General features: G+C 73.7%; 25 protein-coding genes. 17 read left to right on the top strand and 8 right to left on the bottom strand.

The features are described 5' to 3' along the window. Positions 1-66: 66 nt before the first annotated feature. Positions 67-1,782, top strand: coding sequence for a CHAD domain-containing protein (locus ACFZCY_RS01050; RefSeq protein WP_391168409.1), 1,716 nt, complete (start codon positions 67-69; stop codon positions 1,780-1,782). Positions 1,783-1,850: 68 nt separating this feature from the next. Continuing rightward, on the top strand, positions 1,851-2,291 hold the full coding sequence (locus tag ACFZCY_RS01045) for an NUDIX domain-containing protein (RefSeq protein WP_391168408.1): 441 nt from the start codon (positions 1,851-1,853) through the stop codon (positions 2,289-2,291). Positions 2,292-2,301: 10 nt separating this feature from the next. Here the strand turns inward: ACFZCY_RS01045 and ACFZCY_RS01040 are convergent, their stop codons facing one another. After that, positions 2,302-3,330, bottom strand: coding sequence for an aldo/keto reductase (locus ACFZCY_RS01040; protein ID WP_391168407.1), 1,029 nt, complete (start codon positions 3,328-3,330; stop codon positions 2,302-2,304). Between the two features lie 134 nt (positions 3,331-3,464). On the opposite strand from ACFZCY_RS01040, the gene ACFZCY_RS01035 reads away from it, so the two are divergent. Then, the gene (locus ACFZCY_RS01035) at positions 3,465-4,394 is read left to right on the top strand and encodes a helix-turn-helix domain-containing protein (protein ID WP_391168406.1); all 930 of its coding nucleotides are present in this window, start codon (positions 3,465-3,467) and stop codon (positions 4,392-4,394) included. Between the two features lie 16 nt (positions 4,395-4,410). Here the strand turns inward: ACFZCY_RS01035 and ACFZCY_RS01030 are convergent, their stop codons facing one another. Continuing rightward, positions 4,411-5,889, bottom strand: a complete 1,479-nt coding sequence (locus ACFZCY_RS01030) for an amino acid permease (RefSeq protein WP_391168404.1) — start codon at positions 5,887-5,889, stop codon at positions 4,411-4,413. A 139-nt stretch (positions 5,890-6,028) separates the two neighbouring features. Here ACFZCY_RS01030 and ACFZCY_RS01025 point away from each other — a divergent pair, with 139 nt between their 5' ends. Next, a complete protein-coding gene (locus ACFZCY_RS01025) occupies positions 6,029-7,198 on the top strand; it encodes an ROK family protein (protein WP_391169356.1) in 1,170 nt (389 codons plus the stop codon). Between the two features lie 24 nt (positions 7,199-7,222). On the opposite strand, the gene ACFZCY_RS01020 is transcribed toward ACFZCY_RS01025, so the two are convergent. Continuing rightward, entirely contained in the window at positions 7,223-8,035 is an 813-nt protein-coding gene (locus tag ACFZCY_RS01020) for a class I SAM-dependent methyltransferase (protein WP_391168403.1), read from the bottom strand. A 174-nt stretch (positions 8,036-8,209) separates the two neighbouring features. Between ACFZCY_RS01020 and mshA the strand changes: the two genes are divergently transcribed. The 8 genes from mshA to ACFZCY_RS00980 all read left to right on the top strand — a co-directional run bounded on the left by mshA (position 8,210) and on the right by ACFZCY_RS00980 (position 17,376). Next, positions 8,210-9,574: a D-inositol-3-phosphate glycosyltransferase gene (gene mshA / locus ACFZCY_RS01015; RefSeq protein ID WP_391168401.1), complete on the top strand. Its 1,365-nt coding sequence runs from the start codon at positions 8,210-8,212 to the stop codon at positions 9,572-9,574. A 199-nt stretch (positions 9,575-9,773) separates the two neighbouring features. Further along, a complete protein-coding gene (locus ACFZCY_RS01010) occupies positions 9,774-10,286 on the top strand; it encodes a YbjN domain-containing protein (RefSeq protein WP_391168399.1) in 513 nt (170 codons plus the stop codon). Then, positions 10,283-10,936: an ATP-binding cassette domain-containing protein gene (locus ACFZCY_RS01005; RefSeq protein ID WP_391168397.1), complete on the top strand. Its 654-nt coding sequence runs from the start codon at positions 10,283-10,285 to the stop codon at positions 10,934-10,936. Before ACFZCY_RS01010 ends, ACFZCY_RS01005 begins: the two co-directional genes overlap by 4 nt. A gap of 32 nt (positions 10,937-10,968) precedes the next feature. Then, on the top strand, positions 10,969-12,597 hold the full coding sequence (locus tag ACFZCY_RS01000) for a hypothetical protein (protein WP_391168395.1): 1,629 nt from the start codon (positions 10,969-10,971) through the stop codon (positions 12,595-12,597). Positions 12,598-12,682: 85 nt separating this feature from the next. Further along, on the top strand, positions 12,683-14,371 hold the full coding sequence (locus ACFZCY_RS00995; RefSeq protein ID WP_391168394.1) for a glycosyl hydrolase family 28-related protein: 1,689 nt from the start codon (positions 12,683-12,685) through the stop codon (positions 14,369-14,371). Between the two features lie 125 nt (positions 14,372-14,496). Continuing rightward, positions 14,497-14,715, top strand: coding sequence for a hypothetical protein (locus tag ACFZCY_RS00990; protein WP_391168393.1), 219 nt, complete (start codon positions 14,497-14,499; stop codon positions 14,713-14,715). Beyond that, on the top strand, positions 14,708-15,373 hold the full coding sequence (locus ACFZCY_RS00985; protein WP_391168392.1) for a sigma-70 family RNA polymerase sigma factor: 666 nt from the start codon (positions 14,708-14,710) through the stop codon (positions 15,371-15,373). Before ACFZCY_RS00990 ends, ACFZCY_RS00985 begins: the two co-directional genes overlap by 8 nt. Beyond that, the gene (locus ACFZCY_RS00980) at positions 15,370-17,376 is read left to right on the top strand and encodes a M48 family metalloprotease (protein WP_391168391.1); all 2,007 of its coding nucleotides are present in this window, start codon (positions 15,370-15,372) and stop codon (positions 17,374-17,376) included. The genes ACFZCY_RS00985 and ACFZCY_RS00980 overlap by 4 nt, the downstream gene beginning before the upstream one ends. A gap of 25 nt (positions 17,377-17,401) precedes the next feature. Here the strand turns inward: ACFZCY_RS00980 and ACFZCY_RS00975 are convergent, their stop codons facing one another. After that, complete coding sequence (locus tag ACFZCY_RS00975; protein ID WP_391168390.1) at positions 17,402-18,694, bottom strand: MFS transporter; 1,293 nt, start codon at positions 18,692-18,694, stop codon at positions 17,402-17,404. Positions 18,695-18,835: 141 nt separating this feature from the next. Between ACFZCY_RS00975 and ACFZCY_RS00970 the strand changes: the two genes are divergently transcribed. From ACFZCY_RS00970 to ACFZCY_RS00960, 3 genes are all read left to right on the top strand, one after another. Continuing rightward, complete coding sequence (locus ACFZCY_RS00970) at positions 18,836-19,597, top strand: phosphoglyceromutase (protein WP_391168389.1); 762 nt, start codon at positions 18,836-18,838, stop codon at positions 19,595-19,597. A 91-nt stretch (positions 19,598-19,688) separates the two neighbouring features. After that, positions 19,689-20,237 carry a GNAT family N-acetyltransferase gene (locus tag ACFZCY_RS00965; RefSeq protein ID WP_391168387.1) on the top strand — a complete coding sequence of 183 codons (549 nt, stop codon included), beginning with the start codon at positions 19,689-19,691 and terminating at the stop codon, positions 20,235-20,237. A 123-nt stretch (positions 20,238-20,360) separates the two neighbouring features. Then, positions 20,361-20,849 carry a hypothetical protein gene (locus ACFZCY_RS00960; RefSeq protein WP_391168386.1) on the top strand — a complete coding sequence of 163 codons (489 nt, stop codon included), beginning with the start codon at positions 20,361-20,363 and terminating at the stop codon, positions 20,847-20,849. Between the two features lie 266 nt (positions 20,850-21,115). Here the strand turns inward: ACFZCY_RS00960 and ACFZCY_RS00955 are convergent, their stop codons facing one another. Beyond that, the gene (locus tag ACFZCY_RS00955) at positions 21,116-21,472 is read right to left on the bottom strand and encodes a hypothetical protein (RefSeq protein WP_391168384.1); all 357 of its coding nucleotides are present in this window, start codon (positions 21,470-21,472) and stop codon (positions 21,116-21,118) included. A gap of 297 nt (positions 21,473-21,769) precedes the next feature. On the opposite strand from ACFZCY_RS00955, the gene ACFZCY_RS00950 reads away from it, so the two are divergent. Continuing rightward, a complete protein-coding gene (locus tag ACFZCY_RS00950; RefSeq protein WP_391168382.1) occupies positions 21,770-22,531 on the top strand; it encodes a methyltransferase domain-containing protein in 762 nt (253 codons plus the stop codon). A gap of 31 nt (positions 22,532-22,562) precedes the next feature. Here the strand turns inward: ACFZCY_RS00950 and ACFZCY_RS00945 are convergent, their stop codons facing one another. Then, complete coding sequence (locus ACFZCY_RS00945; RefSeq protein ID WP_391168380.1) at positions 22,563-22,961, bottom strand: hypothetical protein; 399 nt, start codon at positions 22,959-22,961, stop codon at positions 22,563-22,565. Between the two features lie 147 nt (positions 22,962-23,108). On the opposite strand from ACFZCY_RS00945, the gene ACFZCY_RS00940 reads away from it, so the two are divergent. After that, positions 23,109-24,080, top strand: coding sequence for a glycosyltransferase (locus tag ACFZCY_RS00940; protein WP_391168379.1), 972 nt, complete (start codon positions 23,109-23,111; stop codon positions 24,078-24,080). A 15-nt stretch (positions 24,081-24,095) separates the two neighbouring features. On the opposite strand, the gene ACFZCY_RS00935 is transcribed toward ACFZCY_RS00940, so the two are convergent. Together ACFZCY_RS00935 and ACFZCY_RS00930 are read right to left on the bottom strand one after the other, a co-directional pair. After that, positions 24,096-24,320, bottom strand: a complete 225-nt coding sequence (locus ACFZCY_RS00935; RefSeq protein WP_391168378.1) for a hypothetical protein — start codon at positions 24,318-24,320, stop codon at positions 24,096-24,098. A 110-nt stretch (positions 24,321-24,430) separates the two neighbouring features. Then, positions 24,431-24,556: a hypothetical protein gene (locus ACFZCY_RS00930; protein WP_267892774.1), complete on the bottom strand. Its 126-nt coding sequence runs from the start codon at positions 24,554-24,556 to the stop codon at positions 24,431-24,433. Between the last annotated feature and the right edge of the window lie 78 nt (positions 24,557-24,634).

Below are 24,634 nucleotides of genomic sequence, written 5' to 3'. Positions count from 1 at the left end.
GCCGGAGGGGCACCCGGCGCCCCGCCTCGCACCGCCGCCGCAGCCGTGGGTCCCGGGGGGTACGACATGACGAAGCACGCGGCGGACCGGGTGGCGGAGGTGCCCGTGGCGGCGTCCGCGCCCAGCACCGGTCCTGCCACCGGTCCTGCCACGGCGGGCGAGGTGCTCTCGGAGTATCTGCACACCCAGGCGGGGGACTTCCTGCGCAGCCTGCGGCTGCACGGCGAGAGCGGCGCCGACGTCGAGGAGGCGGCCGAGGCCGCCCGCCTGCTGCGCCGCGCCGCCCGCCGGATCAGCGGTGCGCTCTCCGTCTACCGCCCCATCACCGACACGGCCTGGTCGGACCAGCTGCGCGCCGAGCTGGCGTGGCTGTCGGGCACGCTGGCGCTGGAGCACGCGTACGCCGGGCGGCTGGCCCGGCTGCGCGACGCCCTGCACCGGCTCTCGGGCGCTGGGGACCCGCCGGACCGGATGGCCGAGGGGGACGCGGCGGCCGGGGAACCGGCGCCCACCGGCGTGGATCCGGAGGCTGTGGGGGCCTCCGGGTCCACCACCAGCGCGGCGCGCACCGCGCGCGGCGGGGTGACGGCGGGGATCGACGGCCCCACGGGCGCCGCCCCCCGCTCGTCCCGCACCGCCCGCCGCAGCGTCTCCCTGGCCACCGGAGCCCCGGACCCGTCGGCCCGCGCCACGCGCGACGAGGCGGCGGAGGCGGGCGGACGCACCGCCCGGGCGCGGAGCGCCGCCTCCGGCACCCCGGACGGGGACACGGCGGCCCGCCGCCCGTACGAGGGGCACGAGGCGTACGAGGAGTGGAGCGACGACACCCGCCCGGAGGGCGGGGGCACGGGCGCGGCCGGGGCGAACGGCACGGGGCCGGACGGCGCGGATGCCGCATGGCCGGTGCCCGAAGCCGGTGGCGACGGCGCGGGGGCGCGGGGCCCGGAAGCCGGGGCCGGCCGGGCGGACCGTACGAGCGGCCGTACCGGTGCCGAGGGCGGGAGCACGCCCGGCCGGGGGGCCGGGGCCGGGCGGGTGAACCGTACGGGCGGGCGTACGGCGGCGCACCAGCGGGCCGGGGACGCGGAGGAGGCCCGGGGCGGGGCGCTGACGGTGGGGGCCGCCCGCGCGGGGGCGCTGCTGGAACGCCAGCTCACCCTGGCCCGGACCCGTGCGCACACCGCCGCGCTCCAGGCGCTCGGCTCGTCCCGCTTCCACGCGGTCGCCGACACCGTCGCGCTCCTCGCCTCCGAGGTGCCGCTCGACGAGGCGACCGCCGGGCGGCCCGCCGAGCAGGTGCTGCCGCCGCTCGCCGAGCTGGCGAACCGGCGGCTGATCGAGGCGGTGGAGGCGCTTCCGCTGGGCCGTGCGGGGCATCCGTACAACGCGGAGGCGCTGGTCCACGGGCTCGCCGCGACGCCCGCCGCCGACTCGCCGCCCGCCAGCGACCGGCAGGACGCGCCCTGGCACCAGGTGCGGCGGCTGGTGCGGATGCGGCGTTACGCGCTGGAAGTGCTGGACCTGATGGCGGGGGCGGCCTCGGCGGCGGACGGGGAACCGTCCCAGGCCACCCGGCTGCAGGCCGCCGGGCAGGCGCTGGAGCGGCACCGCGACGCGGCCGAGGCGGCCGCTGCGGCGGCGGCCGCGGCCCGTACGCCGCGGATCGCCCCGGCGACGGCGTACGCGCTCGGCGTGCTGCACGCGGACCAGCGGCACGAGGTGGAGGCGGCCCGGTTCGCGTTCGGCCGGATGTGGCGGCGCGTCGTGGGCCAGGCCTCCTGACGTACGACGTCAATGGATGCCGTAGACGCACGACGCACGACGGACGCCAGGGGAGGCGGGACGGCAGGATGAGCCAGAATGATTCCCGGGACGACGTGACGACCGTGCTGGCGGCGGGCTGTGTGCTCTGGCGGCACACCCCGCGGGGCACGCACGGGCTGGAGATCGCCCTCGTCCACCGGCCCCGGTACGACGACTGGTCGCACCCCAAGGGCAAGCTCAAGCGCGGCGAGGACGCGCTGCACTGCGCGGTGCGCGAGGTGGCGGAGGAGACCGGGATGGGCTGCACGCCCGGCGTGGAGCTGCCCACCCTGCACTACGTCGCCAGGGGCCGCCCGAAGGAGGTCCGCTACTGGGCCGCCGAGGCGGTCCCCGACGAGACGTTCGTGCCGAACCGCGAGGTCGACCGGCTGCTCTGGCTGCCCCCGCGCGCGGCCCGCGACCGCCTCACCTACGACCACGACCGCACGCTCGTGGACGCGCTGCTCACCGCGCTGGACGCGTCCTGAAGGGCCGACCTCAGCGCCGGCGCAGGTTCTTGTCGGCGAGCGACGGCGGTACGTAGTAGCTGTCCGCCCGGTTGAGGTCGGTGCCCGGCGGCACGATCTCGTCGATGCGGTCCAGGACGTCCGCGCTCAGCTCCACCTCGGACCCGGCGAGCAGGTCCTCCAGCTGGTCCATCGTGCGCGGCCCGATGATCACCGAGGTGATGGCGGGGTGGGCCCGTACGAACGCGACGGCCAGATGCGGCAGCGAGAGCCCGGCGTCGGAGGCCAGCTTGCTCAGCTCGTCGACGGCTTCGAGCTTGCGGACGTTCTCCGGCAGCGACGGGTCGAACTTGAACCGCTCCAGCGCCGCCCGGCTGCCGCCCGTCAGATCGATGTCCGACGCCTTCGTGAAGCGGCCCGAGAGCCAGCCCGCCGAGAGCGGGCCCCAGCTCAGCACGCCCATCCCGTACTTCCGCGCGGTCGGCAGCACCGCCGCCTCCACGCTCCGCGCCAGGATCGAGTACGGCGGCTGCTCGGTGCGGAACCGGACGTGGCCGCGCCGCTCCGACACCCACTGGGCCTCCACGATCTGCTCCGCCGGGAAGGTGGACGAGCCGACGGCCAGCACCTTGCCCGCCCGGACCAGGTCGGACAGGACGGACAGGGTCTCGTCGACATCGGTCGTCGGGTCGGGGCGGTGGATCTGGTAGAGGTCGATGTAGTCCGTGCCGAGGCGGCGCAGGCTGTTCTCGATCTCGCGGGTGATCCAGCGGCGCGAGTTGCCGCTGTGGTTGTCGTCGTCGCCCATCGAGCCATGGGCCTTGGTCGCCAGGACGACGTCCTCGCGGCGCCCCTTGAGGGCCTTGCCGACGATCTCCTCCGACTCGCCCGCCGAATAGATGTCGGCGGTGTCGACGAAGTTGATGCCCGCGTCGAGGGCGCGGTGGATGATCCGTACCGAGTCGTCGTGGTCCCGGTTTCCGATGGCGCCGAACATCATCGCGCCCAGGGCGTATTCGCTGACCGAGATGCCGGTGCCGCCGAGAATCCTGCGTTTCATGGGTATGCCTTCCGCTGGGTGCCTGCCGAGTCCGTGCGGGCCCAGCCTTCGCCCCGTTCGAGTACCGGACCAGGCCCGGCCCAACCTGGGTCTGACGGAACCACCCGGGAAATCCGGGGCCGGATAATGGACCGATGGGCCATTCCGAACCGGAGATCAAGGAATTCCTCAAGGCGCGGCGCGCCGCGCTCGACCCGGCCGAGGTGGGGCTGCCGGAGGGCATCGTCCGGCGCCGGGTGCGGGGGCTGCGCCGCGAGGAGGTCGCGCAGCGCGCCGGGATCAGCGTCGACTACTACACCCGCATCGAACAGGGCCGTGCCCCGGCCGTCTCGGACTCCGTGGTGGACGGCCTGGCGCGGGCGCTGCGGCTGACCCCGTCCGAGCACACCTATCTGCGCAACATCACCCTGCCGCGGCGGCACGGCCGCGCGAGCACGGACCCGCGCCCGCGCGTGCGGCCGGAGATCCTCCGGCTGCTGGAGGCGATGGACGGCCGGATCCCCGCCTTCGTCTTCGGCCCGGGCATGGACGTCCTGGCCTGGAACCGGCTGGGCGCCCGCATCGGCCTCGACTTCGACGACATGGCGGAGGAGGAGCGCAACGGCGCGTTCCTGATCTTCCTCGACCCCCGGACGCGGGAGCTGCACCCGGACTGGCCCGAGGTCGCCGACGACACGGTGGCCGGCCTGCGCGCCGAGGTCGGGCGCACCCCGGACAACGCGCGGCTGTGCCGGGTCGTCCACGAGCTGCGGGAGCGGAGCGAGGAGTTCCGGCGGCGCTGGGAGGCGCAGGCGGTGCAGGAGCGGATGCGCGGCACGAAGCGGTACCGGCACCCGCAGGTGGGGGATCTGGTGGTGACGTTCGAGGCGCTCGTCCTCCCGGCCGATCCGGGGCAGACGCTGTGCACGTACACGGCGGAGAAGGGATCCGCGTCGGAGCGGGCGCTGCGGGCGCTGGCGGCGGGTCTTGAGGCGGAGGCGGGCGCGGAGGCGGAGGTGCTGGGCGCGGCGGCTGAGGTGCCGGGCGCGGCGGCGGAGGTGGGCGCGGGCGCCGCCTCGGTGTGACGCCCGCCCCCGGCCGTCACACCGAGGCGGCGCCGCCCCGCGTGCCCGCCGGGCCCGCCGCGCCGGGGTCGCCCCCGGCCCCTTCTTCGACGTATTCCTCGCTGATCTCCTTCGGGCCGAACGGCCACACCTTCTCCGCCCGCGCCCACAGCACGAACGCCACGCACCCGGCCGCGACCCAGGCGAGCGACCATTCGATGGGGTGCCGCCCGGGGGAGTTCTTGTCCGCGTAGCCGTAGATGACCAGCCAGCCCACCAGCGCCACCACGCTCGGCAGCGGGTAGAGCCACATCCGGTACGGCCGCCGCAGCGTCGGCTGGCGGCGGCGCAGCACGGTCACGGCGAGGACCTGGGCCAGCGCCTGCACGATCACCATGACCGTCGTCAGCAGCTGGATGAGCGTGGCCAGATCGGTGTGGCGGCCGATGAGGAACCCGACGGCGGTCACCACGCCCATCGTCGCCAGCCCCAGCACCGGGAAGCGGTGCCGGGGGTGGAGCGTGCCGTACGGGCGGAAGAAGACGCGCTCGCGGGCCGCGTCGTACGGCACCCGCGATCCGCCCAGCAGCCCGGCGAAGACGGACGCGAAGGCGGTGATGAGGATGAGGACGGTGACGACGTTCGCCGCGGTCTTCCCCCAGGTCTCCTCCAGCACCGCGGAGGCGACGGACTGGGACGCGACCGAGTTCGGGTCGAGCATCTGGTGCCAGTCGACGACGCCGAGCGTGCCGATCTGGAGCAGCAGGTAGATGCCCATGATGCCGAGGATGGAGGCGACGATGGCGCGCGGCAGGGTGCGGCCGGGGTCCTTGATCTCGGCGCCCATGTACGCGGCCGTGTTGTAGCCGAGGTAGTCGTAGATGCCGATGGTCAGCCCGGCCGCGAAGCCGGTCCAGAACTGGCCGCTGCCCAGGTCGAAGGCGTGCGCGGGGTACGTGAACGCCTGCCCCGGGTCGAAGTGGCTGAACGCGGCGGCGATCACCAGCACCACCGAGGCGATCATCACGCACCACATCACGGCCGTGATCCGCGCGATGTGCTCGACCCCGCGCCACAGCAGCCCGACGACCAGCGCGATGACGCCGAGCCCGACCAGATCCCCCTGCGTCTGGCTCATGCCGTGCCACAGATAGCCCAGGTACTGCACGAGGCCGACCACGCCCGTGGACATGATCAGCGGGATGAACAGCATCGCCGTCCACACGAAGAGGAACGGCATGAGCTTGCCGCTGCGGTACTGGAACGCCTGGCGCAGATAGACGTAACTGCCCCCGGCCCCGGGCAGCGAGGCGCCCAGCTCCGCCCAGATCAGCCCGTCGGCGAGGGCCAGCACGGCGCCCGCGACGAAGCCGACGACGGCCTGCGGCCCGCCGAAGGCGGCGACCATGAGCGGGATGGTGACGAACGGCCCGATGCCGCACATCTGGCTCATGTTGATGGCGGTGGCCTGGAAGAGGCCGATGCGGCGGACGAATCCGCCCCCGGTGCCGGACATGTCCACCTCCGTAGGATGGATTAAGTTAAGGAGCCTTACTTGATGCCGTCAAGGGTCGTCGGAGACAAACTGGGGAGGCGACGCAATGACCAACGTGCCCGGGTCCAACATGGCCGGGCCCAACGTGCCCGGGTCCGGCATGCCCGGTGACGACGCCCGCCCCTGGAACCGCGGGCGGCTGCGCAGCAACAACGAACGCCTCCTCCTCGCCCGCCTCCGCGCCGAAGGCCCGGCCTCCCGCGCCCAGCTCGCCCGCGACACGGGCCTGTCCAAGCCGACCGTCTCCACCGCGCTCGCCGCCCTGGAGGAGGCGGGCCTGGTCCGGGAGGCGGGTCGGCAGGCGCCGCCGGAGCGGGGGCGGGTCGCGGTGCTGTACGAACCGGACCCGACCGCCGGGTACGTCCTCGGCCTGGACATCGGCCGTTCCTGGCTGCGGGTGGCCGCCGCCGACCTGGACGGGACCGTCGTCGCCCGGTCCGACGTCCGCAACCGCGGCCGCAGCGCCGCCGCCATGGCCGACCTCACCGTCGCCGCCGCCCGCCGGGTCGTCGCGGAGGCCGGAGTGGACCCGGCGCTGGTCGTGCACACGGTCGTCGGCGCACCCGGCGTGTACGACCCGGAGCGGCGGCGGGTGCGGTACGCGGTGAACCTCCCCGGCTGGGGGCGGGCGGGCCTGCTGGACCGGATGCGCGAGGAACTGGGCACGCCGCTGTCCGTCCACAACGACGCCAACCTGGCCGCGCTGGGCGAGTACACCTTCGGCGCGGGCCGGGGCAGCAGGCTCTTCGTCTCCATCATGGTCGGCACCGGCCTGGGCATGGGCGTCGTCGCCGACGGCCGCCTCTTCACCGGCGCGCACGGCGCGGCGGGGGAGATCGGCTTCCTGCCGACGCTGCCGAGCGGGGGGCGGGACCTGGAGGACGCGGTGGCGGGCGGCGCGGTCGTCCGGACCGCGCGCGAGCTGGGCATGGCCCACCCCGGGTCCGCCAAGGACGTCTTCGACGCGGCCCGGGAAGGCGTCGAACCGGCGGTGGCGGCGGTACGGCAGGAGGCGGAGCGGCTGGCCCATGTGATCGCCGCCGTCGCCGCCGTACTCGACCCGGACCTGGTCGTCCTGGGCGGCGGTCTCGGCGGCGGGGCGGACCTGCTGCTGCCCCCGGTGACCGCGACCCTCCACCGGATCGGCCCGCTGCGCCCGAGGGTCCGCGCCAGCACCCTCGGCGAGGACGCGGTCCTGCTGGGCGCGGTGGCGACGGCGACGGAGGAGGCTCGGGAGCGGGTCTTCACCCGCTCCCGCGAAACCCCGTGACCGCCCGCCTGTTTCGGCAGCCGGTCACGCCCCGCGCGGGGCCACCGCCTCCCAGCGCACCGTGATCTCGCCCTGGCGCCAGCGGGTGGGCCCGTCCGTCAGGGGCCAGCCCGCCGCGCGCAGCGCCTGGGCGCTGCGGATCCACCGCTGCCGGGCGCTCAGCGTCGCGTACGGGGCGGCGGCGGCCCAGGCGCGGTCGAAGTCGCGGAGGAAGGTGTGCACCGGTTCGCCCGGCACATTGCGGTGGATGAGCGCTTTCGGAAGCCGTTCGGCCAGGTCGGAGGGGCGTTCCAGGGATCCGAGGCGGGCGGCGAAGGTGACCGTACGGGGGCCTGCCGGGCCGAGCGCGACCCAGACGTGCCGTCGGCCGACCTCGTCGCAGGTGCCCTCCACCAGTACGCCCCCGGGCGCCAGCCGCGCGCACAGCCGCCGCCATACGCCCGCGACCTCGTCCTCGCCGTACTGCCGCAGCACGTTGGCCGCCCGTATGAGCACGGGCCGCACCCCGCCCGGCAGCGGCACCTCGAACCCGCCGTGCGCGAAGACGAGCCCGTCCCGCTCGTACGGCCGCGCGGCGGCGACCCGCGCCGGGTCGATCTCCACCCCGACCACGAGGGCCCCGGGCCGAACGGTCCGCAGCCGGTGCAGCAGTTCCACGGCGGTCCAGGGCGCGGCCCCGTACCCGAGGTCGACGGCCACCGCCGTCTCGGCGCGCCGCAGCGTGGTGCCGTGGACCGCGGCGATCCAGCGGTCCATGCGGCGCAGCCGGTTGGGGTTGGTGGTCCCGCGCGTGGCCGTTCCGATGGGGCGGATCGGCGGAGGCACGCGGGCATACATGGCGAGCAGCCTATGCGCTGTGTGGGCGTGCTCTGACCATGTGTGGTCAAGGCGCCGCACGAGCGCCGAACGTCACACTTTGGCAAAGCGGAAATGGGAATGGCTGGTTCCGGTGTTGTGGCCTGGAAGGGGGAGGCGCAGGGGAAGCCTGCCCCGAAAAGGAGGTATCGCGCGGTGAGCCAGCACCCGTACCGGCTCGGCGGCCTGCGTGGCCGGTCCCATGCACCTTTCGGCGGCCCGGCCCACCACCAGCGCCTTCGACGCGTTCCACGCCGTCCACGGCGGATCGCGATGCTCAGCGTGCACACCTCGCCGCTGCACCAGCCGGGCACCGGCGACGCGGGCGGGATGAACGTGTACATCGTCGAGCTGGCCCGCCGCCTCGCCGCCATCGACATCGAGGTGGAGATCTTCACGCGGGCCACCACCGGCGCCCTCCCGCCGACCGTCGAGCTGACGCCGGGCGTGCTCGTGCGGCACGTGGACGCGGGCCCGTACGAGGGGCTGGCCAAGGAGGAGCTTCCGGCGCAGCTGTGCGCGTTCACGCACGGGGTGATGCAGGCGTGGGCCGGCCACCGGCCCGGCTACTACGACCTCGTCCACTCCCACTACTGGCTCTCCGGCCACGTCGGCTGGCTGGCCGCCGAGCGGTGGGGCGTGCCGCTGGTGCACGCCATGCACACCATGGCCAAGGTCAAGAACGCCGCCCTCGCCGCCGGTGACACGCCCGAACCGGCCGCCCGCGTCATCGGCGAGCAGCAGATCGTCAGCGCCGCCGACCGGCTGATCGCGAACACCGCCGAGGAGGCGGAGGAGCTGGTGCGCCACTACGAGGCGGACCGCGACCTGGTCGCCGTCGTCCACCCCGGGGTGAACCTGGACCGGTTCCGCCCCGGCGACGGCCGCGCCGCCGCCCGGGCCCGGCTCGGGCTGCCGCCCGACGCGCTGATCCCCCTCTTCGCGGGCCGCATACAGCCCCTGAAGGCCCCGGACATCCTGCTGCACGCCGTCGCCCGCCTCCTGGAGGCGCAGCCGTCGCTGCGCGAGCGGATCGTGGTCCCCGTGGTGGGCGGGCCCAGCGGCACCGGCCTGGCGAAGCCCGAGCGGCTGCACAAGCTCGCGGCGCGCCTGGGCATCGGCGACGTCGTCCGCTTCCAGCCGCCGGTCGCGCAGGACCAGCTGGCGGACTGGTACCGGGCGGCCTCGGTGCTGGTGATGCCGTCGTACAGCGAGTCGTTCGGCCTGGTCGCGGTCGAGGCCCAGGCCTGCGGCACCCCCGTGGTCGCGGCCTCGGTGGGCGGCCTTCCGGTGGCGGTACGGGACGGGGCCAGCGGCACCCTGGTCGACGGCCACGACCCCGCCGACTACGCCCGCGCCCTGCGCCCCTTCGCGGACGACCCCGGCCGGACGGCCCGCATGGGCGCGGCCGCCGCCCGCCACGCCCAGTCCTTCGGCTGGGACACGGCCGCGGCGGCGACGGCGGACGTCTACATGGACGCGATGCGTGAGCGGCGTCGTCTGCGGTCGGTCTCCGGCTGACACCGGTCTTCGGCTGACGCCGGTCTTCGGCTGACGCCGGGGTCCATACGGCCGCCATGCGTGAGCGGCGTCGTCTGCGGTCGGTCTCCGGCTGACACCGGTCTTCGGCTGACACCGGTCTCCGGCCGACGCCGGGCTCCGGCTGACGCCGGGGTCCATACGGCCGCCATGCGCGAGCGGCGTCGCCTACGATCGGCCCATGGCTGACACCACCCCCCAGGCCGACGCCCACACCGTCATCGAGCGGACGCTGAACGATGCCGAGCTGGAGTGGGAGAGCCCGGAGGACGGCACGTACGTCGTCAAGCTCCCCGGCACCCGCAAGCTGTCGACGACCTGCTCCCTGCGGGTCGGGCGCCACTCGCTCTCCATCAACGCCTTCGTCGTCCGCCACCCGGACGAGAACCACGAGGCCGTGCACCGCTGGCTGCTGGAGCGCAACACCCGCCTGTACGGGGTGAGTTACGCGATCGACCAGCTCGGCGACATCTACCTGGTGGGCCGCCTCCCCCTCGCCGCCGTCGTCCCGGAGGAGCTGGACCGGCTGCTGGGCACGGTCCTGGAGAACGCGGACGGCAGCTTCAACACCCTGCTGGAGATGGGCTTCGCGACCGCGATCCGCAAGGAGTACGCCTGGCGGACCTCGCGCGGCGAATCCACCCGCAACCTGGAGGCGTTCACCAACCTGACCCGCGACGTGGCCGCCGAGTGACGCCCCTGCTCCGGCTCGACGGCGTCAGCCGCTCCTACGGCGACCGCGAGGTGCTGCGCGCGGTCACGCTGGAAGTCGCGCCGGGGGAGTGCGTGGCGCTCACCGGGGACAACGGCTCGGGCAAGTCGACGCTGCTGAGGGTGGCCTCGGGACGGGAGCGGCCGACATCGGGGCGGGCGCTGTTCGACGGTGCGCCGATCGACGAGGAGGACCCCGTCACCCGCGCCCGCGTCGCCACGGTGATGGACCCCGGCGCCCACTACCCCGACCTGACCGTGCGCGAGCACCTCATGCTGGTGGCGCTGGCCCACGGGCTCGGCGACGCGGCGGAGGCGGCGGTGGACGGGGTGCTGGCGGAGCACCATCTGGCCGGTCACGCGGACGTGCTGCCCACGGCGCTGTCGTCGGGGCAGACCCAGGCGCTGCTGCTGGCGGCCGCCTTCGTACGCCCGCACGACCTGCTCGTCCTGGACGAACCCGAACAGCGCCTGGACGGCCGGGCGCGGCGCGAGCTGGCGCTCCGGCTGGCCGCCCACCGGGACCGCGGCACCGCGATCCTGCTGGCCACGCACCACGAGGCGCTGAGCGAGGCCGCCGACCGGGTGCTCACGCTCGACGGCGGCATACCGTCGGCGGCGGAGGACCGGTAGTGGCCGCCCCGGCACGGCAAGGCACGACTCCGATGGGGCACAACGACGGCTCCGCCGAGGCGCTGGCCTACCTCGGCGCCCTGCGGCGTGACGCCCGGTGGGAGAAGCGCAAGAGCGGCGCGTTCGCGCTCTACGTCGTCGCGCTGGTCGGCCTGGCCTGGGGCGTACCGCTGCTCGTCTCGGCCGCCAGAGCCGGGCGCGCCGACGGGCCCCGGGGCCCGCTGGCCGCACACGTCCTGACCAGCCTGCCGCTGACCGTGCCGACGGTGGTCGCGCTGGTCGTCCTGCTGATCGCGCGCGGCGCGGTGTGGCGCGGGCCGGTCCTCCTCGACATGCCGACCGTCTCGTGGCTGCTGCCCGCACCGCTGTCCCGCGCGCCCCTGCTGCTGCCCCGGCTGATGACGTCCGCGCTGCTGGCGGTCGCGGTCGGGGCGGTCGTCGGCGGGGTGCTCGGCTTCCTGGTGTACGCCTCGGGCGCCCCGTCCTGGCCCACGGTGACCGGGGCCGGGGCGTGGGCGGGGGCGGCGGCCGCGCTCATCGGCACCGCGGCGGGCACCGTCGTGGAGCGCCGCGACCGGCTGATGGCCCGCCACGGCGCCCGGCTCTTCGGCGCGGCCGGGCTCGCCGTCGCCGTTCCGGCGGTCACCGCGGCGGTGTCGGTGGCCCGTGGTGGGCATCCGGAGTGGCTGGGGACGGCGTTCCTGTGGTCGGGCCCCTGGGGCTGGGCCGCGCAGCCGCTGGTCGCGGCCGCCGGTGAGCGGGCGCCCGGCTGGGCGGTGGGCGTGGCGCTGTCGGCCGTGTTCGTCCTCGTCGCGCTGCTGTGCGCCCGCCGGGAGGCGGTGGGCATCTCCCAGGCGGCTCTGCGGCTGCGGGCGACGGTGGCCTCCCAGCTCGGCGCGTCCCTGTTCGTGCTCGACCTGCGGCAGGCGAAGGCGGGGCTTCCGGGCCTGAGGGAACGCGGTTCGCGGCCCGCCCTGCGGCTGCCGATGCCACGCCACCGCCCGCTCGTCGTCCCGTGGCGCGACGCGACCGGGCTGCTGCGCACCCCCGGGCGGCTGGGCTGGGCGGCCGGGTGGACCGCCACCGCCGTGGCGCTGACCGCTCTCGCCCCCACGCTGCGGGAGCGGGCCCAGGCCGTGGCCGCCGTCGGGGCGCTGGTGGCGGGCTACCTCGGCGCGGCCCAGCTCACCGAGCCCGCGCGCCGGGAGAGCGACGACGTGCGCCGCTCGGCGAACCTGCCCTACCCGCCGCGTTCCCTCGCCCTGTGGCACGCGCTCGTACCCGGCGTCCTGCTGGTGGCGGGCACGGCCGTGGGCGGCGTGGCCGCCGCGCTCGGCGGCTGGGGACGGCCCGGGCTCGCGGTGCTCACCGCCTGCGCCCCGGCGCTGGTGGCGGCCGCGCTGGTCAGCTCGTACCGGGGCGCCGTCCCGCCGCACCTCCTGCTCGGGACCGAGACCCCGATGGGCAACACGGGCGCGATGCAGGCCGCCGTCTGGTACCTGCGCGGCCCGCTCGCCGCCCTGGTGCTGACGGCGCCGGTGCTGGTGGCGGTCACCCGGAGCGGCGCCCTCCACGCGGGGCAGCTCGGCTGGCCGTTGCTGGTCGGCGCGGCGGGTCTGTGGTGGGCGGGCAGGACGGCCCACCGGCTGTACGCGCGCTGACCCCTTCCGCGCCCGGGGCTCCCGTGGCATGCTCACGCCGTCGCTCATCTGAACGGCGTTCACATCCATGGAAGGTGTGGGCCTCATGGACAGGGAAATCGACAGACGCACGCTGCTCGGCGCGGCCGCGGGCACGGCCGGGGGCGCCGCGGTGGGGCTGCTGGGCGCGACCCCCGCCGCGGCGGCCGGACGATCAGCCGACCGGCCGGCGGGTTCCGCCCTCTGGCGCGAGTTCCGCGCCGACCCGTACCACCACCCCCAGATCCCCTACGTCGGCCGCGCCGGATTCCGCGGCGGGCGCGCGGAGTTACCCCGCTACCCGGTCGCCGCCGACGTACGGCGCTACGGCGCCCGGCCCGACGGCTCGGCCGACGCCGCCCCCGCGATCAACCGCGCCATCGAGGCCGTCGGGCGGCGCGGCGGGGGCACGGTGGTGGTGCCGCCCGGGACGTACCGCATCGACGGCATCATCCGCATCGGCTACGACAACGTCGTGCTGCGCGGCGCGGGCAGCGGGCGGACCACGCTGCACGCGACCCGCAACCTCACCGAGCTGATCGGGCCGTACGGCAGTCGCTACGGCGGCACCAAGTCGTCCTGGTCCTGGGCCGGCGGCCTCATCTGGATGTGCCCGGACGCCCGCTGGCGCTCCCTCACCGCCGCGATCAAGGCCCAGGCGTGGCCGTTCGAAGGCTGGACCGGCAACGGGCGCGACGAGTGGCGCACCCTGACCGCCATCGACCGCCCCGCCCGGCGCGGCGACTGGACCGTGCCCGTCGAGAGCACCGCCGCCCTCCGGCGCGGCGACCGGGTGCTGTTACAGCTCGCGGACGACGGCGCGCACACCCTGCTCCAGCACATGGCCGGGGACGTCGAGGGCTCGGGCGGGTATCCGTGGGCCGACAAGACCAAGCTGACCTCGTACGTCCCGTACGAATGGCCGTGCCGCGTCACCGCCGTCGACCGTCGCCGCCGCCAGGTCACCCTGGACCGTCCGCTGCCGCTCGACGCCCGGCCCGCCTGGAAGCCCCGGTTCACCACCCTGATCCGGCCGGTGACCGGCTCCGGTGTCGAGGGGATCACCCTGGACGTCGTCGAGACGCCGCAGGGGCAGCATCTGCTCGACAAGGGCTACAACGGCGTCGCGCTGCAGTGCGCGTGGGACTGCTGGGTCGACGACGTGACCGTCAACAACGTCGACAACGGCTTCCTGCTCGTCGCCGCCAAGGCGTGTACCCTGCGCCGGGTCACCGTCTCCGGACGCGGCAGCCACCATCCGTACTGCTGCCGCGAGGGCTCGCACGACAACCTGGTCGAGGACTTCGTGCTGAAACAGCGCACCGTGCCCGCGCCCGCCGGGACACAGCTGCACGGCATCAACGTCGAGGGACTGTCCAGCTACAACGTCTGGTCACGCGGCCGGATGGAGATGGGCACCTTCGACACCCACCGCGGCATGCCGTTCGCCAACGTCCGCACCGACATCACCATCGACAACACCGGCTCGCACGGCGGCGACGCGGTCGCGGGTCCGCTGTACGGCGCCCGGTTCACCCACTGGAACGTCACCGTCACCAATCAGCGCGCGGGCTGCGTCAAGATCGACGAAATCGCCCCGTACAGCGCGACGGTCGGCATCAGCGAGGTCCGGGAGTTCGGCCAGACCGACGTACCGGACTTCAGCGGTCCGCTCCACTCCCGCATCGAGTCCTACGGCCACCCCGCGGCCGTCCGCCCGCGCAATCTGTACGAGGCCCAGCGCGCCCTGCGCTGACCGGTCCCGTCCCGCTTCTGCGAAAATCCCCCCGCCCCGCGGTGAAGAAAACCGCCGCCCGATGACTCTCTCTGGTGAACCGGCGCCGACAGCCGGGAACCATACGAGGGAGACGAGCGGTGCTCATGGACAATCCGTGGCTCACGGTGGCAACGGTCGTGACAGTGGGGGTGCTACGGCTGATGGGGGATGTCGTCCGCTGGCTGGCGGCGCGCTCGGGCGAACGCGTCCGGGCGCGCATGCTGGTCGAGATGCTGGACAGGTCGGAGCCGGGCACGGTGCTCACCGACCGCCGTGCCGACGGCGCCGCGGTCACGGTGCACCGAGGGGGCGGCCATGAGTGACACGGCCGAGGAGACCACGCGCGGCGAGGAGTTCGACGCGTTCTACGCCCGTACGTACCCGGCGCTCGCCGCCCGCGCGGTGATGCTCAGCGGTAACCGGCAGAACGCCGAGGACGCCGTCCAGGAGGCGTACATCGAGGCGATGCGCCGCTGGCCGCACGTCAGGGCGTGCGCCTCGCCCGAGGCCTGGGTGGACACCACCATGCGCCGCAAGCTCTCGCGCGACGGGCGGCGCTGGTGGTTCCGCTGGAAGCCGGTCGAGCTGACCGTTCCGGCCGCCACGACCGCCACCGTGGAGGAGACCGCGGAGGCGCTGGCCGTGCTGCGCGCGCTCGGCACCCTGCCGCCGCGGCAGCGTCAGGTGGTCGTGATGCACTCGCTGGAGGGCATGAGCTACGCGGAGATCGCCGCCGAACTCGGCATCTCCACCGGCAGCGTCGGCAGCAATCTGCACAAGGCCCGCGCCCGGCTCACTCTGCTGCTCGACCTCTCCTGGGACGTTCGCCCCGACGGCGAGCGCCTGATGTCCGCCGACCAGCTGGATCCGCTGTGCGGGGCGCTGCGCGGCGCCGCCGCGTGGCTGCGCGACGGCCTGGGCACCGACCGCCACGTCGCCCGGCAGCGGCAGGGGCTGGCTGCCCGGCAGGGGCTGGGATGACGGGCGCTGGGATGACGGCGGCCGCCCGTGCCGTACTCGCCCTCGCCCTGCTGGCCGGCTTCTACGCACTGGTCGCGGTCGTGGTCCTGCTGTGGGTGGCCGCCCTGGTGATCGCGGTGTGGAGCGCCGGGGAGCCCACGGCCACGACGCCGCCGACCAGCGTCATCATGCTGTGCGCCGCGCTCGCGCCGGTCGTCGTCGCCTTGCTCTGGGCGGTGGTCCGCACCGCCCGGCCCGCTGCACCGCGCCCCGACGCGGTGACGGTGTCCCGGCGCGGGGCGCCCGCGCTGTGGGCCGTGGTCGAGGAGCTGGCGAGCGCCGTGGGTACCCGGCCGCCCGACCGCGTCCGGCTGACCGCCGACGTCAACGCGTCCGTCACCGACGACGCCCCGTTCCTCGGCCTGGCCCCCGGTGGCCGCACGCTCTACCTCGGCCTGCCCCTCCTCATGGGCCTGACCCCCGCCGAACTGCGTGCCGTCCTCGCCCATGAACTGGGCCACTTCTCCCGCCGCCACGGCCGCTTCGGCGTCCTCGCCCACCGTGGTACGGCAGGGCTCCTCGCCGCCCGGCAGGCGATCGTGGAGGCGGCGACCGCCAACAACCTGGTCCGGATGTACGCGGGCGGCCCCCTGCTCCTCCTCCGCCTCTACACCCGGGTGTTCGCCGGGCTCACCCGCCCGGTCCGACGGCGGCAGGAGCTGGAAGCCGACCGCGAGGCCGCCCGGGCGGCCGGGCCCCGTGCCGTCGCCGACGCGCTGCGCGCCGCGCTCGCGCTCGAAGCGGCGTGGCTGGAGTTCACCACGGCCCACCTGACACCCATGCGCCGCGCGTACGGATGTGTGCCGGACGACCCCTTCCGGGCCTTCGGTCACATGGTGGACGCACCCGAGTTACGGGAGCCCCTGGCCGCCCTGCGCGCCCGCGCCACCGAACACCGCGCCGACCCCGACGACCCCCACCCCGACCTGGCCACCCGCCTGGACCGGCTGGCCCGCCTGCCCGAGGGCTCGCCGCCGCCCGCCGAACCCCTCTCCGTACCGTCGCGGTACGCGGTCCGGCTGGCCCGCGCGACGGGGACGCCGGACGGGGCGATGGTGCCGTGGCGGGAATGGCTCGGCCTCCTCGCCGAACACCGGGCGACCCGGGCCCTGGCGCCGCTGGCGAAGGCGGTCCGTACGGTCGAACGCGCCGAGTCCGACGCGCGCACCGGCGACGCGCCGCCCACCACTGAGTTGACCCTCCATCGGGTGTTGCGGCTGCTGGACAGCGGCCGCCGCATGCCGCTCGCCCGCGCCCTGAGCGGCGCCCTCCCGCCGTCGGAGGACGCCGAACGGGACCCTCTCGGCCCGCTGTCCACCGCCCTGGCCGCCCTGATCGGGGCGCAGCTCGTCGCGAACGGCACCGCGTACTGGGCGATGCACTGGACCGGGCCCGGAATCCTCGTCCCGCCCGCCGGCACCGCGCCCGACGACATCCGGGACTTGGCCGACGCCGCCGTACGGCAGCCCGGTCAGACCCGGCGGCTCGGGCTGCACCTGGCCGCCCTGGGAGTGGACGAACACGCCCCGCTGCGCCCGGGCCCGGCCACCCCGCCCCGAACCCCCGCGTCCCCGAACTCCCCGGGCCCCGGCTCCCCGGGGCCGCGCCCCGACTCCCCGTCCGAGATCAGCATCGCCCCCGCCGTATCCGAGCCCGCCCGTCGCCGTATCACCTCGGTCCGGGCGCTGGCCCTCACCGTCCTGCTGGGGCTGACGGCCGTGTCGTACGGGGTGTGGGCGAATCGCGACGAGCCCGGCTACCCCCGGGTCCCCGCCACCGCCGTAACCCCCTGGAACCAGCCCGGCAGTGGCCTCACCCCGCCCCCGTACTCCCCGCTCCTGCCGAACCCTTACGCGACCTCGTACCCGACCCGGGCGCTGCCCACGGCGCCGCCGACGTGGCGTACGGCGATCCCGCGCCCGAGCCTCGACATCGCCCCGCTCCTGCCCCGAGCGACCCCGTAGCCCGCCGTACCCCCGCCGCGGGGCGTCACGCGGCGGCCACACCCGCCGCCTTCCCCGCGCTCACACCGGCCGCGTTCCCGTCCGCCGCATCCGGCCCCGCCACCTCGGGCCCGTCCGCCCCCAGCCGCCGCCCCAGCACCCCGTAACCGATCGCGGCCACCGTGCCCACCACCGCGCTCGCCGCCCACAGCGTGGCCGCCCCGAAGCGGTCGATCACCGCGCCGCCCGCCAGGGGCGCGGTCAGCGAGGCGAGCGACCACGCCAGCACGTACATCCCCTGGTAGCGGCCCCGCCCGTGGGCCGGTGAGAGCCGGGCCACCAGCCCCATCTGGGTCGGCGAGCTGATGATCTCGCCGAGCGTCCAGACGGCCACGGCCAGCGCGTACATGCCCACCGACCCGGCGAAGGCGGTCAGCCCGAACCCGTACCCGGTCAGCAGCGCGGCGACGACCAGCAGCCGTGCCGGGTCCCGGTGCTCGATGAAGCGCGTGACCGGAATCTGCAGAACCACGATCAGCACCCCGTTGGTCGCGATCGCCAGCCCGAAGTCCGCGCTGGACAACCCGTCCGCGCCCATCGCCACCGGCAGCGCGACGTAGCCCTGCTGGAAGAGGGTCGCGACGAGGTACGTCAGCGCCACCACGGCCATGAACCGCCGGTCCCGCAGCACGGTCCCGAGCCCGACCGCCTTTCCGTCCGCCCCGCGCCCCGGACTCTGCCCCTCCGGACGGGACTCCGGCAGCTTGGCGAAGACGATCAGCGCGGTCAGCAGCGTCATCCCCGCGTCGGCCAGGAACAGCGTGAGATAGCCGTGCCGTGCGATCAGCCCCGCCGCCATCGCGGAGAAGGCGAAGCCCAGGTTGATGGCCCAGTAGTTGAGCGAGAACGCCCGCACCCGGTCCTCGGGGGCGACGATGTCGGCCATCATCGCCTGGACCGCGGGCCGCGACGCGCTGGTGGCCATGCCCACCAGAAGGGCCATGACCGCGATCGCCACCGGATCCCGTACGAAGCCGAGCACGGCCACGGTGACCGCCGTCGACACCTGCGCCACCAGCAGCGTGGGCCGCCGCCCCAGCCGGTCGGTGAGCACCCCCGCGACCACCGCCGACACCACCCCGCCCAGCCCGTGCAGCGCCCCCACCAGCCCGGCGAACGTCGCCGAGTAACCCCTCTCGACGGTCAGGTACATGGCAAGGAACGTCGCCACGAACCCACCCAGCCGGTTCACCAGCGTGGAGGTCCACAGCCACCAGAACGCCCGGGGCAACCCCGACACGCTCTCCTTCGCGGCCTGTCTCAACCGAACGACGGACATCGCAACCCCCCACGGATGAGCGCCCCGATGTAAGAGGCGCAGTTGGCATCCGCAAATTACCGACCCCGGCCCCCGGACCGCCACTCAATTGACCAGGTCCGTCAAACGACCCCCTCCGACCGGTCCAGTAGGCTCGACCGCATGGCCGACGCACCGTACAAGCTGATCCTCCTCCGCCACGGCGAGAGCGAGTGGAACGCGAAGAACCTGTTCACCGGCTGGGTGGACGTGAACCTCAACGAAAAGGGCGAGAAGGAGGCAGTCCGCGGCGGTGAGCTGCTGAGCGACGCCGGCCTGCTCCCCGACGTGGTCCACACCTCCGTCCAGAAGCGCGCGATCCGCACCGCGCAGCTCGCCCTGGAGGCCGCCGACCGCCACTGGATCCCGGTCGCCCGCAGCTGGCGCCTCAACGAGCGCCACTACGGCGCCCTCCAGGGCAAGGACAAGGCCCAGACCCTCGCCGAGTTCGGCGAGGAGCAGTTCATGCTGTGGCGCCGCTCGTACGACACCCCGCCGCCCCCGCTCGAGGACGGCGCCGAGTGGTCCCAGAGCGACGACCCGCGCTACGCCACCATCCCCCCGGAGCTGCGCCCCCGCACCGAGTGCCTCAAGGACGTCGTCGTCCGCATGCTCCCGTACTGGTACGACGCCATCGTCCCCGACCTCCTCAGCGGCCGCACCGTCCTCGTCGCCGCCCACGGCAACTCCCTGCGCGCCCTGGTCAAGCACCTCGACGGCATCTCCGACGCCGACATCGCGGGCCTCAACATCCCCACCGGCATCCCGCTCTCCTACGAGCTCGACGCCGCCTTCCGCCCCACCAACCCGGGCGGCACCTACCTCGACCCGGACGCCGCGAAGGCGGCCATCGAGGCGGTCAAGAACCAGGGCAAGAAGAAGTAGCCCTTGTGATCATGCCCCCGACCTGCGCGTATGGCGCGGATCGGGGGCATTTTTCGCATCAACTTCACGGGCGTGCGCTAGGTTGCCCGCCATGACGCAACTCGGTCCCGTCGCCTGGCCACCTGCCCCGATCAGAACCGAGCGCCTCGTGCTCCGTGAGCCCGAGGCCCGGGACCGTGAGGCGTTCACCGAGCTGCTCGCCTCGCCGGAGGTGCATACCTACCTCGGCGGCCCTCGACCCCGTGCTGAGCTCGAACGCGAGGTGCCCGAGATATCCAAACGACGGCCTGGCCTTTTCGTGATCGATCTCGATGGATCGATGATCGGCATGGTCAAGCTCGATCGGCATGACGCGGAGACTCCGGGACACATCCGTCCGGATATCGGGAAGGCCGAACTCGGCTACCTGTTCCTGCCGGAGACGTGGGGACGCGGGTACGGCGCCGAAGCGTGCGCAGCGGCACTCGACTGGTTCGCCGACGCGCTTCCCGGCGAGTCCGTGGTACTGCGCACCCAGACCGCCAACGAGCGCTCGATGCGCCTCGCGGCAAAGCTGGGGTTCACCGAGGTGGAGCGGTTCAAGGCCTACGGCGCCGAGCAATGGTTCGGCGTGTGGTCCCCGGTCACGCGGTCCGGTTGAGGCCCTGCGGCCGAAGGGCGCGCGGCGCGGGTGGCGTTGCGGTGGGCGACAGTGTGCCCCGGACCGTCGCCGACGTGCGCGGTAGCATCCGCACCCTGCTCACCCCATGACGAGGAAGACTCGATGACGACGCTCTCTGTGACCGGGCACATGGACCTCACCGACGAGTCGCTCCCGCTGGTACGAGCCGAACTGGACAAGGTCCTCGCCGCCTACGAACCCTCCGGGCTGGTCGGTGTGTCATGCATCGCGAAGGGCAGCGACAGCCTGTTCGCCGAGGCGATCCTGGCGGCCGGCGGACGTTTGGTCGTGGTGATCCCGTCGCAGGACTACCGGCAGGCGAAGGTGAAGCCGGACCACGCCGAGACCTTCGACCGGCTCGTGGAGGCGGCTGACGAGGTACTCGTGATGCCGCACGAGACGGCGGACCGGCAGGCGTACGAAGGGGCGAACGCGGTGCTGCTGGAGCGCGCCGACCGGCTGGTGGCGGTGTGGAACGGACAGCCGCCCACCGGCAAGGGCGGCGGCACAGCGGACGTAGTGCACCAGGCGCGCGAGGCAGACATCCCGGTGGACGTCATCTGGCCGGACGGGGCATCCCGCCGGGCATGACAAGTGTCCCTCGCCCGGCCAAAGCCGCTCCGCCGACCTAGTTGGACACCGTGTCCGCTGTGCCTTTCCGAGTGTCGGAAAACATCAGCCGGGCGGCGAAGACGATCACCCCTAGGGACCCCCATGCCAGACCGTGGCGTAGCCACCTCATGCCGCCCTCCCAGCCTTGAGGAGGACCGAAGACCAGCCAGAGCGCAACAGTGACGCCCACCAGCATGCTTGCTACGCCAGCCATGCGACGTAATCCAGGACTCATGCGCTCAGGGCTACCAGCTCCACATCGGCGCACCCATGGCGGCCATCCTGCGCATGCCTTCCTCGCTGCGCTGCCGTGCCTCCTCGTCGTAGTACATCTCCAGAATGTCGAGAAACAGTTCGCCTCCGGCATAGGCGGCGAAGCGCTGAAAGCGCTGGGCGAGCCCGAAGTCCTGGTGTAGGAGAGGCTCTTGGGCTACATCCTCCAAGGAGTCCACCAGTGGTCTGCCCTTGCCGTACGTCCCGCCGAAGCCACCCATGATGGCCAGCACCACGTCGATGCGCTCCCGCACGCGGGTGTCTTCGGTAAGCTCCCGGGCCGCTTGGACCATTTTCCAGAGAGTGAAGCCCGATCGAAATGTCGCCATGCGAGCCACTCCAGGAGCGGGCACTGACAACCAAGCCGGGTGAAATCAGGACGCGCGGAGCGAGACCGGCGTTACGCCCTCCACTGAAGTGGACGGCGGGGCACAGACAGCCGTGACGAAAGCCTCGGCCGTGGGCCACGGAGGTGGCGCACGGCCGAGGCAGCAGGTCAGCCTGAACTCGCCCCGCGGACGTAGTGGACGCACACCCACTCTGTCCGTGCGGCTAGTGCTGTGACCGCATAGGTTCGCCGGGTTGGTGATGGTCGAATGCTGGTGCGGGGAGGCGATGATGAGGGTATGACCGCCACTTCTCGCGCCCAGTCCTTCGACGTAGCCGTGGCTCAGTACGCGGCGAGTCGGCCTTCTTACCCGGCCGCGCTCTTTGACTGCATCGAGGAGTTCGCAGGCTGTCGCTTGGCGGGCGCCCGGGTCGCCGATGTCGGCGCGGGTACCGGAATCGCCAGCGTGCTGCTGCGGGAGCGTGGTGCTGATGTGATCGCTGTCGAGCCGGGTGAGGCCATGGCTGGTGAGTTCCACCAGGCGCTCCCGAGGGTGCCGATCGTGAGGGGCGACGGTAATGCTCTGCCGCTGGCCGAGGCTTCCTGCGACCTCATCACGTATGCCCAGTCATGGCAGTGGACCGACCCTGGCCGGTCCGTCCCAGAGGCATTGCGTGTCCTGCGAACGGGCGGTGCGCTGGCGATCTGGTGGAACACCACGGCCTTCGACGTGCCGTGGATTCGCGAGCAGCACGGGCGCATTGCGCACCACTGCGGGGTGAAGCCAAGGTCTGCCGTGCGCCCTTCGGGCAACGACGCCATCCGGCTGGCGGGGCTGACAGGGCTACGGGTTGCGCGCCGTCAAGTGCGCTGGAGCCGCACTGTCTCCTTGGACATGCATCTCGCCAACATCGGCAGCCGGTCGGCATTCCTCGTCCTTGAAGAGGCTGACCGCCAGGCGTTTTTCGTCGATGAGCGTGAGCGGCTGGTCAGGATGTTTCCTGGCGATGAGGTGGAAGAGACCTACGTGGTTGATCTCTTGGTCGCGCTCCGCCCCTGATGTTGTGCGGCCGCGGTGCGGGGCGGCGCGCTCATGCAGCCGAGGCGAGTGGCCGGCTGGCCGTGAACGCGGCATCCTCCCGGCCCAACGCCGTGAGCGTGGTCGCCGCCACCTGGTACGCCTCGGCAAGCACCGCATACGCGGCCGCCTGGTCACAGCCGTGATGAGCGCGGACGGCAGCGCGGGCGTCGCGGATGAGCTGGGGCAGCAGAGCACCGATCTCGCCCATACGCCCCTCACGACGGATGACCTCCGTCGAGCGGAGCGGCGCACGCAGTGCGCCCACCGGGGGCGGATCTTCCGGGTCCGGCTCCTCGCCCAGCAGGTCGGACAGCGGTGACACCGCCTGCCTGAGCGCGAGCACGGGATCGGCCACCACCACGAGTACGGGGACGACGCCTACGACCCCCAGCGCGGGAAGCGCGCGCACAGCTAGCACAGGGTCCGTCGCTGCGCCCGGCCGTGGGCCGCGGAAGTGGCCCCCGGCCGGGGGACGGCCGGTGCCCGGAACACCGGATTCCGGCCCGCCCGATCACCACTCACACTCCCGTGCCCGTCCCGAACCGAAAGACCGAGCATGCACCACAATCCCGAGCCCGTGGTTTCGGTGGTCATCCCCTGCCATGACTACGCCCGCTATCTGCCCGAGGCCGTGTCCAGCATCCTTGCCCAGACCTTCCAGGACTGGGAGCTCCTCATCGTCGACGACGGCAGCACCGACAACACCGCCGAGGTGACCCGGTCCCTGATCGCCCGCCACCCCGACCGGCGCATCAGGCTCGTGCAGCGGGCGAACGGCGGCGTCTCGGCCGCCCGCAACACCGGGATCGAGGCAGCCACCGGCCGCTACGTCCTTCCGCTGGACGCCGACGACGTGATCGCTCCCACGATGCTCGAGAAGACCGTCGCGGTCCTGGACGGCGACCCCGGCATCGCGATCGCCTCCACTGATGTGTTCACCTTCACCGACGACGATCTGCCCCCGCAGGCGATGTCCCTCCCCGCCTACAGCCGCGAACTGATGCTCCAGCGGCTGATCATGTTCTACTGCTCGCTGTACCGCCGGGAGGTGTGGCGGACCGTGGGCGGCTACGACGAGAGCATGCGGGCCGGAGAGGACTGGGACTTCCGGGTCGGCTGCGTCGAGCACGGCTTCGATGCCCACCACATCCATGAGCCGCTGTTCGGAGCGCGCAACAAGGACACGGGACTGCACGTGGAGGCCGCCGAGAACGACCTGGCCATCCGGGCGCGGATCGTGGCCAACCACCCGGGCCTGTTCAAGCCGATCACCCGTGGCTGGGCGCGGGCCGTACTCAGCCAGAAGGCGGAAGCCTGCCTGCGGGACGACCACGTGCCCGACGACATCCTCACCCGGGCCACCGAGATGGATCAGTTCCTCACCGCGGTGATGGCCCTGCAGCGCACGGCGCGGGTTCAGCACTACCACATCCAGCGGCTGAAGGAGGAACTGGCGGCTCACCGCCGCGCGGCCGGCTCCCCCGTCGAGGAGAAGGACCCGGCCCCGGCGGCGGTTCCCACCGTTTAGTCCTGCGCGGTAGCCCTACGCGGCGGGCCAGTCGTCGGGGCCGCCGCCCTGCCAGTCGATCAGGCTCGGGTCGTCGATGGGGGCGGCTTCGTCCGTCAGGCCCGCGCGGGTCAGGAGGCGGCGGAGTTCGTCCGGGTTGACCACGACTCCCACGTCCTCGCCGTCGACCCGTACGCGACGGCGGCCGTCGAGGGGCTCCTCGACGACCACGCGGGGGCGGGCGGGGGTCTCATCGTTCATACGACCAGATTCGCCGCAGTGGCCGCCGCCCGCACCTTGGAGATGACGACCGGGGCCCGGGACCGAATCGTCGGTCCCGGGCCCCGGTCGTTCGTGGCCGCGCCGCCGCGTCAGCCGCAGTTGCCGCCGCACGAGCAGGAGCCGCCGGACTGGCAGCCGCAGCCGCAGCCCGAGCCGCAGCCGCAGGCGCCGACGGGGTGGGTGGGGTGGGGTTCGGGACGGGTGATGTCCGCCATGAGTCGTCTCCTCGGAAGGGAACACCTGCTGCTCATGGTCCCGGTCCACGGCCCGCCCACAGGGGCGCATCGACGGCG

Origin of the sequence: Streptomyces sp. NPDC007983, assembly GCF_042958345.1 — a bacterium.
Taxonomy (GTDB): domain Bacteria; phylum Actinomycetota; class Actinomycetes; order Streptomycetales; family Streptomycetaceae; genus Streptomyces.
The sequence above is the reverse complement of the archived record's forward strand: the minus strand, read 5'-3'. Positions and strand labels throughout refer to the sequence as shown.